Source organism: Bacteroides sp. 3_2_5, from assembly GCF_000159855.2.
GTDB classification, from domain to species: domain Bacteria; phylum Bacteroidota; class Bacteroidia; order Bacteroidales; family Bacteroidaceae; genus Bacteroides; species Bacteroides fragilis.
Window position 1 is genome coordinate 2,875,579 of sequence record NZ_JH636044.1, and the last position, 16,240, is coordinate 2,891,818.

At 40.1% G+C, this 16,240-nt stretch carries 9 protein-coding genes and 1 tRNA gene; 2 read left to right on the plus strand and 8 right to left on the minus strand.

The window, feature by feature from the left end:
• Positions 1–9 precede the first annotated feature (9 nt).
• The 4 genes from BSHG_RS06370 to BSHG_RS06355 form a co-directional block, all read right to left on the minus strand.
• Positions 10–83 (minus strand) — tRNA-Arg (locus tag BSHG_RS06370).
• An 80-nt stretch (positions 84–163) separates the two neighbouring features.
• A complete protein-coding gene (locus BSHG_RS06365; RefSeq protein ID WP_008768894.1) occupies positions 164–2,464 on the minus strand; it encodes a patatin-like phospholipase family protein in 2,301 nt (766 codons plus the stop codon).
• 169 nt (positions 2,465–2,633) lie between these two features.
• Complete coding sequence (gene htpG / locus BSHG_RS06360) at positions 2,634–4,679, minus strand: molecular chaperone HtpG (protein WP_005793737.1); 2,046 nt, start codon at positions 4,677–4,679, stop codon at positions 2,634–2,636.
• Between the two features lie 130 nt (positions 4,680–4,809).
• On the minus strand, positions 4,810–7,344 hold the full coding sequence (locus BSHG_RS06355; protein WP_005787884.1) for an ATP-dependent Clp protease ATP-binding subunit: 2,535 nt from the start codon (positions 7,342–7,344) through the stop codon (positions 4,810–4,812).
• A 391-nt stretch (positions 7,345–7,735) separates the two neighbouring features.
• Here BSHG_RS06355 and gyrA point away from each other — a divergent pair, with 391 nt between their 5' ends.
• Together gyrA and BSHG_RS06345 are read left to right on the plus strand one after the other, a co-directional pair.
• Positions 7,736–10,273: a DNA gyrase subunit A gene (gene gyrA, locus BSHG_RS06350; RefSeq protein ID WP_005787886.1), complete on the plus strand. Its 2,538-nt coding sequence runs from the start codon at positions 7,736–7,738 to the stop codon at positions 10,271–10,273.
• A gap of 32 nt (positions 10,274–10,305) precedes the next feature.
• Positions 10,306–11,517: a tetratricopeptide repeat protein gene (locus BSHG_RS06345; RefSeq protein ID WP_005787888.1), complete on the plus strand. Its 1,212-nt coding sequence runs from the start codon at positions 10,306–10,308 to the stop codon at positions 11,515–11,517.
• Positions 11,518–11,866: 349 nt separating this feature from the next.
• Here BSHG_RS06345 and BSHG_RS06340 read toward each other — a convergent pair whose 3' ends face one another.
• From BSHG_RS06340 to BSHG_RS06325, 4 genes are all read right to left on the minus strand, one after another.
• Entirely contained in the window at positions 11,867–12,988 is a 1,122-nt protein-coding gene (locus tag BSHG_RS06340) for a universal stress protein (protein ID WP_005787896.1), read from the minus strand.
• A 78-nt stretch (positions 12,989–13,066) separates the two neighbouring features.
• The gene (locus BSHG_RS06335) at positions 13,067–13,351 is read right to left on the minus strand and encodes a hypothetical protein (RefSeq protein ID WP_005787898.1); all 285 of its coding nucleotides are present in this window, start codon (positions 13,349–13,351) and stop codon (positions 13,067–13,069) included.
• 209 nt (positions 13,352–13,560) lie between these two features.
• The gene (locus tag BSHG_RS06330) at positions 13,561–14,397 is read right to left on the minus strand and encodes a tetratricopeptide repeat protein (protein WP_005803584.1); all 837 of its coding nucleotides are present in this window, start codon (positions 14,395–14,397) and stop codon (positions 13,561–13,563) included.
• Between the two features lie 18 nt (positions 14,398–14,415).
• A complete protein-coding gene (locus tag BSHG_RS06325; RefSeq protein WP_008660327.1) occupies positions 14,416–16,239 on the minus strand; it encodes a BatD family protein in 1,824 nt (607 codons plus the stop codon).
• Position 16,240 lies beyond the last annotated feature (1 nt).

Consider the following 16,240-nt stretch of genomic DNA (forward strand, 5'->3'; position numbering starts at 1 on the left):
ACCTTAAAGTGATCGCGACAGGATTCAAACCTGTAACCGGCTGATCCGTAGTCAGCTACTCTATTCAGTTGAGCTACGCGACCATTGTTTTTGTTTAACGGGTGCAAAGATACGGCCTTTTCTTGAATTTGCAAGCTTTTGGGGAACTTTTTTTGCAAATAAATTATTCGATGAACCGGTAATTAAACAGTTGCCAGCCGAGTGTCAGCCCTACATTCCACTCCCTTCTTGGTGAGCTATAATGATTTACATATGCAGAGATAGCTCCAAATGGTAATTGACAAACCACTGAAATTTCTCCTAAATATTCGAATCGGGAAAATGCTTTTCCATAATAAGCCTTATTAATGGAGTTCCGTTCAATTGGGAAAATAGGCAAAAAACCATAAAATTCTCCACGGACATGAAACATCTGGTTTAAACGATAAATGGGACGTATTCCGGCAGCAACATATTGATTGGCACGGAAAGCTTCGTTATACGTCAATTTACTATGTGCAGTGGGGGCAAACTCACTAGCCTGCATCATAGTGGCCGTATAGTTCTCTGAGAAGTTCTTAGAGGCATAAACTGCGTCCAGATACCATCCCAATATCCAATTAGCACCCATCTTATGATATTTCTCCTTCATATATGACAACTGTAACCACGAATGCTTTTCTTTTACGGGCTTTTTATTCTCCGAATTAACCCCCGGACGAAAACTTTCATTTCCCGTAAATATCTGAGCAACCAAGGCCTCTCTTGCACCTTGAATCGGGAATTGCCTGGAGTTCAGTGTACTGCCATTAAAACTAACGGAACCACCAAACAGGCGATATCCGCTCTTATCATATTTGTCCTTATCAAAATCAATCACATTATTCTGAAAGTATCGATCCTCTATCTGCGCAATTCCAAAGCCCAATTCCAATCTTTTGCTGGATAAGAAAGGAAGAGCGACCTTCAATTTCAAGAATCGTTCATCCTTCTGATTAAAAGCCGGCTTATCGTTTTTAGAGAAAAGCTTATCTTTTTTAAAATAATCGAAAGTACTGATGGAAGCGATAAAACGATAGGATGTCGGGATAGTAGTGGCAAAATCGACTTTGGCCATGAACTGAGCATTATTATATATTTTGCCCAACTGTCCGTCAAGCGTAAACTCTTTCGAATAATAGTTCAGATTCTGGTATGCAAGTCCCAGATAAATCTGATTGGAGCTGGTCGTAGACACATTACCTCCCACACGAACCGAAAATTCATTCTCCATCTTTATTTTCAGATGCAAATCGTACGTATCATCTTCCGGATTGAAAACGGCATGGGGAATAATCTCCGAAATCATGTTATCCGAAAGTAAACGGAAATATCCCCGTTTCAGATCCTCATACGTAAATTCTTTATCGTCCGAGGTATGAAACTCTTTCTTTATGTACACCTGTTGGTGAGTATTAGCTCCGTCGATATAGATGTTCTTAAATCTGAGTTCGGGATAATTGCTTTTATACACCAACCGCCTTAAACGGATATTATCCACATTAACCCTACGGTGAATACGGCTTTTGATGGAGTCCATCAGGCTCATTGTACGGTCATATCCTATTTTCTCGAGCTCATCGATGCGTTGGAAGTCCATCAGACTTACATCATTATATTTGAAAGTCATCAAAATACCGGCAGAATCAGGAAGAGAGTAGTCTGTCTTCTGCATAACCATATTTTCTATCTGGCTCATCAGATCATTCTCTTTCGGCTTTCCCGGATTGGTAGATACAACGCTACCGATAATGATGTCCGGATGAAAATCCTCACGCATCACGTCGGTTGGAAAATTATTATAGATTCCACCGTCGTAAGCCAACATGCTGTCTATCTCGATAGGCTTGAACATAAAGGGAAAACTCATAGAAGCCCGTACGGCGTCACCCAGATCACCACGCTTCAGAATCAGCTGCTTCTTGTTATACACATCCGATGCGATACAACGAAATGGTACAAAAAGTTTATCAAAGTCACCGTCACATGCAGCCGTAGCGCGCGCATACAGATCGATAAAGACAAGGTTCATCTGGATAGGATTAACAACACTGGTCGGCAGAAACTGCGGCTTCAGGCTCAACGAGTCCTTAAAGGAAAAGCGTATATTGAAAAACTCCGGCGTGGGAAGATTCTTCTTAAAATAGTACATGTATTTTTCTTCCACCTCACCGGAATACCATCGCTTGAAATCCTCTGATTTCAGTAAGGTTTCCATGTCGTCAGGCGAATACCCCATGGCATAAAGAGAGCCCACAATGGCTCCCATAGAAGTACCGGTTATATAATCTATCGGGATATTATTCTCTTCTAGAGCACGAATAATTCCAATATGCGTCAGTCCTTTAGCACCGCCGCCACTCAATACCAATCCGACTTTCTGTGCCTGGACAAGCATTGGCAAAAACAGTAAAAAAAGAAATAACAATAAAAGATTTTTCTTCATAAGGTCCAGCAAAACACTATATAGAGGGTTAAATCATCGTTCAAATATATACAATAGTTTCCAATTTACCGACAGCTGACATACATTTCTAATGAAAAAAGAGCATTACGATACATTTTCATGCACGTAATGCTCTTTGAATGATATTATGAAATTAAAAAGCGGCTGCTTAAATCAGCTCAATGCTTCTTTTTACAAAGTTATTTAATGCTTCACCTTTCAGCATATTGTTTTGCAACAACGCCAGATCGATCAACTGACGTACCACTTTGTTTTTGCCTGCATATCCGGCAAAAATAGAATCTTTCTGCTGCTTCAACTCATCCCATTTCTTATCCAGATCATTGAGTTCATCTTTCTCCGCAGTAGGGATATCTTCGTCTTTCTTGCCTTCTTGCTTTTTCTTGAGTGCATCACGACGTTTTGTCACATCTTCCAGTTCCGTCTGTATAGGAGCAATGGCAGCACTGCACTCTTTTTCTTCATCAGCCAATACTTCTTTCACTAATTTATGGTCTGAATTCAATACCAGATTAAACATATCGGGCATTTCACCATAGAAACTCATGCCAGCCTGAATATTGGCCATTTCCTTCATACGGCGCATATATTCGCTCTGGGTTATCATCACGGGAGAGCCGTTTTCGCCTAAAGCCTGAGTCATGACATTAAATTCAACCTTTTCCATTTTCGGCAACTGACTCTTGAAGGCTGCTGACAGAGCTTCTTGTTTTGAAGCCTCAAGCACATCGCTCTTCTTATCTTCTTTCACAATCAGGTTGTCGACAACATCACTGTCTACACGGGTGAAGCGAGATTTCTCCAGTTTCTGTTCGAGCATACTTACCATGGCCACATCCAGTTGCCCGTCCATCAACAGCACATTGTAACCTTTATTTTTGGCAGCTTCGATATAGGCAAACTGTTCGTCCTTATTATTGGCATACAGATAGATCAGGTTTTTATCTTTATCTGTCTGATTATCTTTAATCAAAGTCTGGTACTCCTCAAAGGTGTAATGTTTGCCATCCGTATCGGTGAAAAGGGCGAATTTTTGTGCTTTATCATAGAAATCCTCTTGAGTGAGCATTCCATAATTAATAAAGATTTTTAAATCATTCCACTTCTCTTCGAACTGAGCGCGATCATTCTTAAAGATAGATTGCAGACGGTCTGATACCTTTTTCGAAATATAGGTAGAGATCTTCTTCACGTTCGAATCACTTTGCAGGTAAGAACGGGATACATTCAAAGGAATATCCGGTGAATCGAGCACACCATGGAGCAGAGTAAGGAAATCCGGAACAATACCTTCTACAGAATCCGTAACATAAACCTGATTACAATACAACTGAATCTTATTCTTATTCAAATCAATATTGCTCTTTACCTTCGGGAAGTAGAGGATACCGGTCAGATGGAACGGATAGTCTACATTCAAATGAATCCAGAACAAAGGTTCGTCTGACATCGGATAAAGCTCACGATAGAATTTTTTATAATCTTCGTCCGACAATTCACTCGGTTTCTTTGTCCACAAAGGAATGGTGTCATTGATGACATTATCTTCCGCCGTCTCTACTTGTTTGCCGTCTTTCCACTCTTTCTTTTTACCAAAAGCGATGGGAACGGGCAGGAAGCTGCAATATTTCTTCAGGAGGGCAGAGATGCGTGACTCCTCGAGAAACTCCTTGCAATCATCATCAATATACAATACGATATCTGTACCACGATCCGCTTTCTCCACCTCTTCAAGTGTAAACTCCGGACTACCGTCGCAAGTCCATTTTACGGCCTGTGCACCTTCTTTATATGATTTGGTGATAATTTCAACCTTCTTGGAAACCATGAATGCAGAGTAGAACCCAAGTCCGAAGTGTCCAATGATGGCATTCGCATCGTTTTTATATTTTTCAAGGAAATCGTTAGCTCCCGAAAAGGCAATCTGGTTGATATATTTATCAATCTCTTCAGCAGTCAAACCGATACCACGATCGGAGATGGTAATGGTGTCTTTGCCTAATGAAACGTGAACGGTCAAATCACCCAGTTCGCCCTTAAATTCACTGATAGAAGCCAATGTATTCAACTTCTGAGTGGCATCAACGGCATTGGATACTAATTCCCGCAGGAAGATTTCATGGTCACTGTACAAAAACTTTTTGATGATAGGGAAAATGTTCTCTGTTGTAACCCCAATATTACCTTTTTGCATAATAACGTATATTTTTTAAATGATCTTGGTTATTAATAATTGAATTTCTTTATTGCCTGAATAGAGACAAAAAAAATGCCAGACCATGCTGGTCTGACATTTTGACGTATGTTTGAAAGAAACAGTCGGATTATTCAGCCGTTTTGGCTTCATTCTTCATTTCCAACTCACCCTTTTCTTCATTTAAAGAGACAGTGATCGTATCTCCTTCATTCAGATCAGCCGAAATGATAAGTTCCGATAAGCCGTCTTCCAGATAGGTCTGGATGGCACGCTTCAGCGGACGTGCACCGTACTGGACATCATAGCCTTTTGAAGCGACAAACTGTTTAGCCTTGTCTTCAATGACCAGTTTATAGCCGATAGATTCGATTCTGTTATACAGTCCTTTCAACTCAATATCGATAATCTTCGTTATAGCTTCTAATGACAACTGGTCAAAGGTGATGATTTCGTCAACACGATTTATAAATTCGGGTGCAAACGATTTATTCAGAGCCTTCTGAATCACGCTGCGAGAGAATTCTTTATCGTCAAGACGGCTTTGAGTGGCAAAACCGACTCCACGCCCAAACTCTTTCAACTGGCGGGTTCCGATATTCGATGTCATGATAATAACAGTATTCTTGAAGTCAACCATTCTGCCATAACTGTCAGTCAGCCGACCTTCGTCCATCACCTGGAGAAGCAGATTGAACACATCGGGATGCGCCTTTTCTATTTCGTCAAGCAATACGATAGAATAGGGTTTACGGCGTACTTTCTCTGTCAATTGTCCGCCTTCCTCGTATCCTACGTATCCCGGAGGCGCTCCAACCAAGCGTGAGACTGTGAATTTCTCCATAAACTCACTCATATCGATACGGATCAATGCATCCGAAGAACCAAACATATATTTAGCCAATTCCTTGGCCAGATGAGTTTTACCAACGCCGGTAGGGCCTAGGAACATAAATGTACCAATCGGTTTATTCGGATCTTTCAGTCCGACACGGCTGCGCAGAATGGCCTTGACCAGCTTTTTGATAGCATCGTCCTGAGCTATCACCTTCGATTGCAGGTCTTCTTTCATGCCTGCCAACTTGATGCCTTCCGCCTGTGCCATACGCTGTACCGGAATGCCGGACATCATTGATACGACATTTGCGATTTCTTCCTCATCCACCGTCTCACGATTATCCTTCAAACGTTCCTCCCAGTCTTTCTTCATCACATCCAACTGGACAGCAAGTTCTTTTTCCTTATCGCGAAAACTGGCAGCAAGTTCGAAATTCTGTGATTTGACAGCCTCGTTCTTGTTATTTTTAGCTTCTTCGATCAACTTCTCCTGATCTTCTATTTCCTTGGGTACACTCACATTGGTAAGATGTACACGCGAACCGGCTTCATCGAGTGCATCAATAGCTTTATCCGGGAAGTTACGGTCGGTTATATAACGGTCTGTCAACTTGACACAAGCTTCCAATGCCGCATCCGTATAATTTACGTTGTGATGATCTTCATATTTATCCTTAATATTACGAAGAATCTGCAACGTTTCGTCAGCTGTAGTAGGCTCTACCATTACCTTCTGGAAACGACGCTCCAACGCCCCGTCTTTTTCGATATTCTTCCGATATTCGTCAAGGGTAGTGGCACCGATACACTGAATCTCTCCACGCGCCAATGCCGGTTTCAACATGTTGGCAGCATCCATCGATCCGGCTGCCGATCCGGCACCTACAATGGTATGTATCTCGTCAATGAACAGAATCACATTCGGATTCTTCTGCAATTCGTTCAAGATGGAACGAATGCGTTCCTCAAACTGTCCGCGGTACTTGGTACCGGCAACAACCGCAGTCATATCGAGTGCAACCACACGCTTGTCAAACAGAATACGGGACACCTTTTTCTGTATAATACGAAGTGCCAGACCTTCCACTATGGCCGATTTTCCGACTCCCGGTTCACCGATCAAAATGGGGTTATTCTTCTTACGGCGACTTAATATCTGTGCCAGGCGCTCGATTTCCCGCTCACGTCCCACCACAGGGTCAAGACGGCCTTCCTCGGCGGCCTTAGTCATATCAGTACCAAAATTATCAAGCACCGGAGTATCATTAGTCGGCTTCCTGGAGGCAGTCTGCGCCTGTTGCTGACGTTCACCGGATCCATGGGACGAACGGGATTGATTCATCTCTTCTTCGTCATCATCATCTTCTGTAAATCCCATGCCGGCACTGATATCCGGCTGTAAGGACAATTGTTCGAATACCTGCTGGTAATTCACATGATTCGCTTCAAGAACCGTTGCTGCCAGATTATCCTTATCTTTAAGGATGGCCAGCAGTACATGTTCCGTATCTGCAACTTGACTTTTCATCACTCGTGCTTCTAAAATACATAGTTTCAATATCTTTGCAGCTCCATTTGACAATGGAACATCGGCATCAGGCAACAGCATGTCGTCTGCATGCTCTTTCAGTATGGCCTCAATCTGCTTCTTTATGTCGGTCAGGTTTGTTTTGAGTTTAGACAATATCTCGATTGCTTTTCCCTCACCATCGCGAAGCATACCAAGCAATAAATGCTCAGGCCCTATATAGCTACTTTTCAGGCGATTTGCCTCTTCTTTGCTATATACGATAATATCGGAAACTTTTTGTGAGAATTGATTATTCATACTTATCTTCCTTCTTCTAAGAGGTTATTCACTGGCAAATATACGCATTTCATATTGTTTGCATGCGCTTCATTTGCTTTATTTATTATATAACAAATGTCGTGCCATTATTTCCTTTGTTCTTATACATTATAATATAATAAAACAATTAAGTATAGAAAAAAACATTAGATACTGATAAAAGCACCTCCGACACCCGGATGTCGTGATGCCTGACACCCGGGTGTCGGAGGGTACGAGACCCGGGTGTCACAGACCTAAAGAATAAGGGTAGGGCACTCTTACAAAAAGCAAAAAACTTTCTTCGTTAAAGTTTTCGTATATCAAGGAAAAGTAGTACTTTAGCGTGGTTTTTGATAAACCGCAAATGTATAATTAATAATCTTTTTAAATGCTTGAACAAGACAGAATTATAAAGATTAACATCGAGGAGGAAATGAAGTCATCGTACATTGACTACTCCATGTCGGTCATCGTTTCACGTGCCCTTCCCGATGTTAGAGATGGATTTAAGCCCGTTCACCGCAGAATTCTCTACGGAATGATGGAACTGGGAAATACGTCAGACAAACCCTATAAGAAATCAGCCAGAATCGTAGGTGAAGTACTTGGTAAGTATCACCCGCACGGAGACTCTTCTGTATATTTTGCGATGGTACGTATGGCTCAGGAATGGGCAATGCGCTATCCGCTGGTAGATGGGCAAGGTAACTTCGGTTCTGTAGACGGCGACAGTCCTGCTGCCATGCGTTACACTGAAGCACGTCTGAACAAATTAGGTGAAGAAATGATGCAGGACCTCTACAAAGAGACTGTAGATTTCGAACCTAACTTCGATAATACGCTGATGGAACCCAAAGTGATGCCGACACGTATCCCGAATTTGCTGGTTAACGGTGCTTCCGGTATTGCTGTAGGTATGGCAACCAACATGCCGCCCCATAATCTGTCTGAAGTCATCGATGCCTGCGAAGCATATCTTGACAATAAAGATGTGACCGTAGAGGAACTGATGGAATATGTAAAAGCGCCCGACTTCCCTACAGGAGGATATATATATGGCATAAGCGGCGTACGTGAAGCCTATCTTACGGGACGCGGACGCGTGGTTATGCGCGCGAAAGCAGAAATCGAGTCCGGACAGACACATGATAAAATCGTCGTTACAGAGATTCCCTACAACGTGAATAAGGCAGAATTGATTAAAGCAATTGCCGATCTTGTCAATGAAAAAAGAATAGAAGGTATATCAAATGCCAACGACGAGTCCGACCGTGAAGGTATGCGCATCGTTATTGATATCAAACGGGATGCAAATGCAAGTGTAGTGCTGAACAAGCTCTATAAAATGACAGCCTTGCAGACGTCATTCGGTGTAAATAACGTTGCACTGGTCAACGGACGCCCTAAAATGCTGAACTTACGCGACTTGATTGTTTACTTCGTAGAACATAGACACGATGTGGTAATTCGTCGTACTCAATTTGACCTGCGTAAGGCCAAAGAACGTGCACACATCTTGGAAGGTCTGATTATCGCTTCGGATAATATTGACGAAGTAATTCGTATCATCCGCGCCGCCAAAACACCAAACGATGCAATCTCCGGACTGATGGAACGCTTCAACCTGAGCGAAATTCAGGCACGCGCCATCGTTGAAATGCGCCTGCGCCAATTAACAGGTCTGATGCAAGATCAGCTCCATGCTGAATACGAGGAGGTTATGAAGCAGATAGCATATTTGGAAAGTATCCTGGCCGATGATGAAGTATGCCGTAAAGTAATCAAAGACGAATTGCTGGAAGTAAGAGCTAAATATGGTGACGAACGCCGTTCTGAAATCGTTTATTCATCAGAAGAATTCAATCCGGAAGACTTTTATGCGGATGATCAGATGATTATCACCATCTCACACATGGGATATATCAAACGTACACCATTGACAGAATTCCGTGCTCAAAACCGCGGTGGAGTAGGCTCGAAGGGTACTGAAACCCGTGATGAAGACTTTGTTGAGCACATCTACCCGGCAACAATGCACAACACGATGATGTTCTTTACTCAAAAGGGTAAATGTTACTGGCTGAAGGTATATGAAATACCTGAAGGAACAAAGAACTCTAAGGGCCGTGCTATCCAGAACTTGCTGAACATTGACTCGGACGATGCTGTTAATGCATATTTGCGTGTGAAGAGTTTGAATGACCAGGAATATATTAACAGTCATTATGTACTGTTCTGTACCAAGAATGGCGTTATAAAGAAAACATCTTTGGAACAATACTCACGCCCGCGCCAGAATGGTGTCAATGCAATTACTATACGTGAAGACGACCGAGTAATAGAAGTGCGTATGACCAACGGAAACAACGAAATCATCATAGCCAACCGTAACGGACGCGCAATACGTTTCCATGAAGCAGCAGTTCGCGTAATGGGCCGTACAGCTACCGGAGTTCGTGGTATCACACTGGATGACGACGGACAGGATGAAGTAATAGGCATGATTTGCATTAAGGATCTCGAGACAGAGTCCGTAATGGTTGTCTCCGAACAAGGCTATGGTAAACGTTCTGATATTGAAGATTATCGTAAAACAAACCGTGGCGGCAAAGGTGTGAAGACCATGAATATTACCGAAAAAACAGGTAAACTGGTTACAATCAAGTCTGTAACAGACGAAAACGACCTGATGATCATTAATAAATCGGGTATTACAATTCGTCTGAAAGTAGCTGATGTCCGCATCATGGGCCGTGCAACTCAAGGAGTCCGTCTGATCAATCTTGAAAAACGTAACGACCAGATCGGTTCTGTATGTAAAGTTACATCCGAAAGCCTGGAAGATGAAGTTCCGGAAGAAGAAAGAGAAGGAAATATTCCAAGCGATCCGGAAACGAATACACCGGTAAATGAAACAGAAGAATAGACATAATATTAATAATTAATCAAACAACAATCATGAAAAGAGTATTATTTTCAATGGTTTTACTGATGGCAGTAAGTTTTGCATTCGCTCAGGAGAAAAATGTAAAAGAAGCGAAAAGCATTGCCGGAGAAGTAAAACCTGACTTCGCAAAAGCTGAACAACTGATTAACGAAGCATTAACTAACCCTGAAACAAAGGATAATGCGGCAACTTGGGACGTAGCAGGTTATATTCAGAAAAGAATCAACGAAAAGGAGATGGAAAATGCTTATCTGAGAAAACCTTATGATACATTGAAGGTATACAATAGCGTACTGAATATGTACAATTATTACGTTAAATGTGACGAACTGGCACAGATTCCTAATGAAAAGGGTAAAATTAAAAACAAATACAGAAGCGCCAACTCAAAAACAATTCTGGCAGAACGTCCTAACTTGATTAACGGTGGTATTCAATACTTCAATTTAAATAAGAACGAAGACGCATTAAAATATTTTGCAGCTTATGTAGATGCAGCTACACTGCCTATGATGGAGAAAGAAAACTTGCTGGAAAAAGACACCATTTTGCCACAGGTAGCATATTATGCCACTTTGGCTGCAGATAGAGTAGGTGACAAAGATGCTGTCATGAAATATGCTCAATATGCTCTGAAAGACAAAGAAAATGGCCAATTTGCAATGCAATTGTTGACAGATGCTTACAAAGCTAAAGGTGATACTGCTAAATGGGTAGAAAAATTGCAGGAAGGTATTGTTAAGTTCCCTGAAAATCAATATTTCTTCGCAAATCTGGTTGACTACTATAGCAGCTCCAACCAAAATGATAAAGCAATGCAGTTTGCTGATGATATGTTGGCTAAAGATCCGAATAACAAATTATATCTGTATGTGAAGGCATATCTGTATCATAATATGAAAGATTATGAGAAAGCAATTGAGTTCTATAAAAAGACTCTCGACATAGATCCTGCATATGCAGAAGCATGCTCAAATTTAGGTTTGGTATACCTGTTACAAGCACAAGAATATGCTGACAAAGCACCGGCAGATATCAATGACCCGAATTATGCAACAGCACAAGCTGAGATCAAGAAATTCTACGAAGCTGCTAAACCGTATTACGAAAAAGCAAGAGAGCTGAAACCTGATCAGAAAGATTTGTGGTTACAAGGTCTTTACCGAGTATATTACAACCTGAATATGGGACCGGAATTCGAAGAAATCGAGAAAATGATGTAATGATCAAATAGATCTTTTTTCGCAAAGATTTTTGTGAAAGGGGTTGCCTGATTCGAGAAATTGGGCAGCCTCTTTTTTTTGCTTGATCTGATCCTGAACAATAGCGTAACACAAAAAGAGAAATAGGTGAAATCTATTTCTTATTCGTTTCATGGTGAATGAAATGACTAAAACCTGTCAGGATGCAGGTTCTTATTTTTTTAAGAGCTAAAGAAGGCAAAATTAGCAAGATGGAAATAGGGATTAAATAAAAGAGGCAATTTACTATATATAAGTAAATTGCCTCTTTCTTATTAAACATAATGTTGATTATTCCATTAATTTAAAGCTTATTTTTTTAGGTGTCTGATCATCCGTTAATAACTAACAACGGTGTATCTGAATGGAAGATCATCTTACGAGCAATACCGGGATTGAACAAACGGGAAAATATATTCCGTTTATAAGAAGTTAATGTGATAATGTCAATCTGATTTGTTTTAATGTAATTATCCAAACTATTCAGAAAATCATTACTCATCACCACATCATAATGAATCTCAAGATCCGGATATTGCTTTTGGAAATAATCCTTAATACCAGCTAATTTTATTTCATTCCATGTATCTTTTACATCCGATAAATGAATAAGAGAAACAGAAAAATGAAATGGGCTAAGTCCATTGATGAATGAATCGAAAGCAATCAAATCACGTTGGTCAAAGTTCGTCATAAAGGCAATCCGTTTCACTTCATTGAAACGATTGAAAGGAGTATTTTCGGGAATAGCCAGCACTGTAGTATGACTACGTTCAATTATCTCGGCAGTTACACTACCAATAAGATCAATATCCTTCTGATTCTTACCTCGAGTACCCATTATAATGATTCTGGGACGATGTTCTTTATTATATCTGAGTATTTCTTCTTCCGGGATACCTTCGCGCAAGACACACGTATATTTGACATCAGGAAACTCCCCGGATGCTACTTTTTGCTTAATCTTCTCCGACAGAGTATTCAGATCATCATGTACTTTATGCAATACATTCTTCACAGTCTCTTCATCACTAATCTGATAGTTAAATACATCTCCATATGGCAATGATGAAGCATAAATTGGTGTAAAGTAGACATGCAGCAAGATAACCTCCGCATCAAAAGATTTGGCAAAATTGAAACCAAATTCACAAGCTTTCATTGAATAGTTAGAGAAATCAACCGGAATAAGGACCTTCTTAGTGCGATGCTCCACTTTAGGGGTCTTCTCTCCTACTATACTTTCAGCAAGCCAGGCAGAACTCTCGGTAATCTTCAATGCACGCGGCAAATCACTTTCTTTAATACGTAAACGCACACCGGATGAAACAACTGGCTGTATCTGGTTTACATTGTGAATATACGTCTCTATACCCTCATTCTCAAGAACATTCTTCAATATCTGAGCTTTTGTATAAGTCAGAATAGCTAAAGTTACTAATTTCTCTTCCATAATTCGTTTATTTATTGAATTCAACAAATAAGAAATCCCAATTGTTTTGCCAATTGGGATTCTGACTTTATCTCTTATTTAAACCTGCACAGATTCGGTAGCTTCTTCTTTACTCATATTTAATTCATCCAATATTCTTAATGCCCGATCGAGCACAGTGGTATCATCAATCATAACCAATCCACCATCCGGACCAGGCTCAAGATGTATTCCGACACTTTTCCCTTCCTTAAAATTATGACCACCAAAGAAGTTTCTCACTGTATCGACGTTTAAATTGAGTTCGTCTGCTATTCTATGCATGCTACCGCTAGGCAATGAATCTTTAATTTTACGGAGTTCATTAAATGTTATTGTTCTCATGTCTCATAAATTTAATGGTTAATACTATGTGACTTTATTATCACGCTATAAACTTAAGGAAAAAAAAGATAAAACAAAACAAAAGCTTCTCTTTTTTCGCTAAAACAATCTAAATCAACGATAACTTGTTATAATACAATAAAGTCCGCCTCCAATAAATCTTAGATTATTGAGGGCGGACTTTGATGAAATATTTATAGATTCTATTCTTAAATAATTTCAATTGAACCAACCGGCACCCATCCCACTTTTCCATCTTCAAGGCGGATTTCTTTCCAGTCTTTCATTGAATCATCTTTAATGTTAACCTTATGCCCTTCATGAAGAATAAATAGGCTGGTACCATTTTCACTAGGTGTACTTCTAACCGTTACGCTCGGGCTCATTATTATCGCAGTATCCCTGTTCAACAACTCTTCTTTCTGCTTAGAAGCAAAAACATTTGCCATTACAACAACTATCAAAAAGATAATGCCTGTAATAAAACCGACTTTCTTCAACACCACTTGTTTCGAGAAAATAAAGAAATATAGAGAGACAATTAGCAGCAAGAAACTCACAATCCCCCATATGGCCCATGAATCCACGCTCATACTATTAATTAATGCCTTTGTCCATGTAACAAAGAATATCTCAGGAACAACTTCTACTTTATCTACAGTCTTACCACGAGCTATCTCCAAATTGGCACGAATATCTCCGTTACCGGGCTGAAGCAACAAGGCCTTTTCATAGTTTAAAATGGCTTTTGCTATCTCATTTATTTTATAATAGCTATTACCAAGATTATAGTATACATCGGCCGACTCGCCTTTACGCAAAAGTGATTCATAAATCTGGATTGCAGACGCAAAGTCATTTCTGATATATGCACTATCTCCCTCAGCTTTTGTGGCATCTTCTAATTTGGAACCGGAAAACTCTGCATTATGGATACTGACAGTATCTCCCTGTATCATCTGAGTAGAATCTGTTGTTAACGAATCCTGCCCGAAAGAAGTTACTGCCATTAACAAACCCAAAGCAATAAACAATATTTTTTTCATGACTTATTCTTCTCTAAATTAGCGTTTTATTGAATTTTCCATTTTACTCATAACTTCCAATGACGATGAATAAACTTTATCCATAGCCTGGCTCTCATCTCCTGGAGCAAAACGTGCAAACTCACATTCATTCAGAGCATTCAGGAAATCCTTTATTAGTTCGTCACTGACTCCATAATTTCTAAGTTTCTCTTCTACATTATCTTTAGACAAACGAGAAACCGGAATATTAAGTTTATCACTGATATATCCCCATAGAGCTTTAAGTACTTCATCATAAAATGCCTCCTTGCTATTCTCCGCAAGCAATTTACCAGCTAACTTCATTCGTTTAGTAGCCACTTTATTGGCTTTCTTTGTACGCATCTTGGCTACATTGGCATTCTCGGCAGCCTGTTTGCGATAAACTATAAAGAAGACAATAAACACCACGGCGGGAACAATGTAGAATAGCCAATAAAGTAAAGAGCCAAACAAAAGATTATCTTTTGGCTGAAGCTTCACATCATTTAGTTTTATATAGCGAATATCTTCACCCAATACTTTCAGATCTTCTTTATTAGTAAAGTTGGCAATAACTTGATCTGCATTTCCTGCTCCTTTTTCCACCTTAACCTCATAATCTTCGGTATTCAGTGTTTTATAGGATTTCGACTTGATATCAAAATAACTGAAGGATACTCCTGGTATTTTATAAACTCCTGCATGTCTCGGAATAGCAAGATATTCAATAACTTTATTACCGGAAAGTCCTTCTTGGGTCAAACGAACTTTGCTATCCACCTTTGGATCATATACATCAAAATCTTCCGGGAATTTTATTTCCGGATTTGCAATTAATTTTAAATTACCGGTTCCCGAAATCACTAACTTTATTGTGATAGCATCATTCGTTTTCACTTCTTTAGAATTAATGGAAGAAGTGATACTAAACTCCCCTACTCCTCCGGAGAAATTGGCAGGTTTACCTGCCGGTAACGGATTCACATTAACCGTAATCTTAGGAGTTACAATCACCTTACTTACATTCACATAATTGCTTCCACCATTAAAGAAAGCATCAAACGGATCATCAGATTGTACAGCTTTGGCAATGGTAGCATCAAAACGTGCAGGCTCAATAGTCAGTTTTCCAGACTGCTGTGGGAACAATACAAATTGACGATACACTGTCGTAAAATAGTTCTTTCCCTTATAATGTTCCTGTGACCATTTTGCATTAGCAGGCATCTCTATTTCTTGTGAATGAAATCCCTTAAAATCAGGAAGCTTCACATTCTCAAAGCGAAGTTGAGACTCTCTTGTGTAAATCTTAAAAGTTAATAGAAAGGCTTCCTGCTCATATACATTCGTTTTATTGGCCGTCGCAGTTATAAGTAAGTCTTGGTTAGAAACAGAGGAAGACATTCCACTTTGATTGCCAGACGATGCAGTTCCTTTGCCATCTGCCGTATTCCCGGTTTTATCCGGAGGAAGAACTTTAATTTTTACCGAATTAGAAACCATCTGATTCCCGTCAGCCGTAATCGTTGCACCCGGAATAGAATACTCTCCTTCAGCCGTAGCCATTAAGATATAAGTAAAGGTAATACTATTATTAGTAACCCCATTAATCGATTGCATACGTTGTGAACGGTTAGGTCCCATTAACACCTCAAATCCTTTAATAGAAGGCACACGAAAATCTCGTACTTTTATCGTATTTACCGTATACGATAACCTGAACTGGTCACCTACTACTACAGCATCGGGGGCAGATGCAGTAAACACTACCTTTCCGTCAGCCTGCGCTTGCGTAGTCATGGCTACCAGTGCAATCAATAAGAAAATCAATTTTCTCATT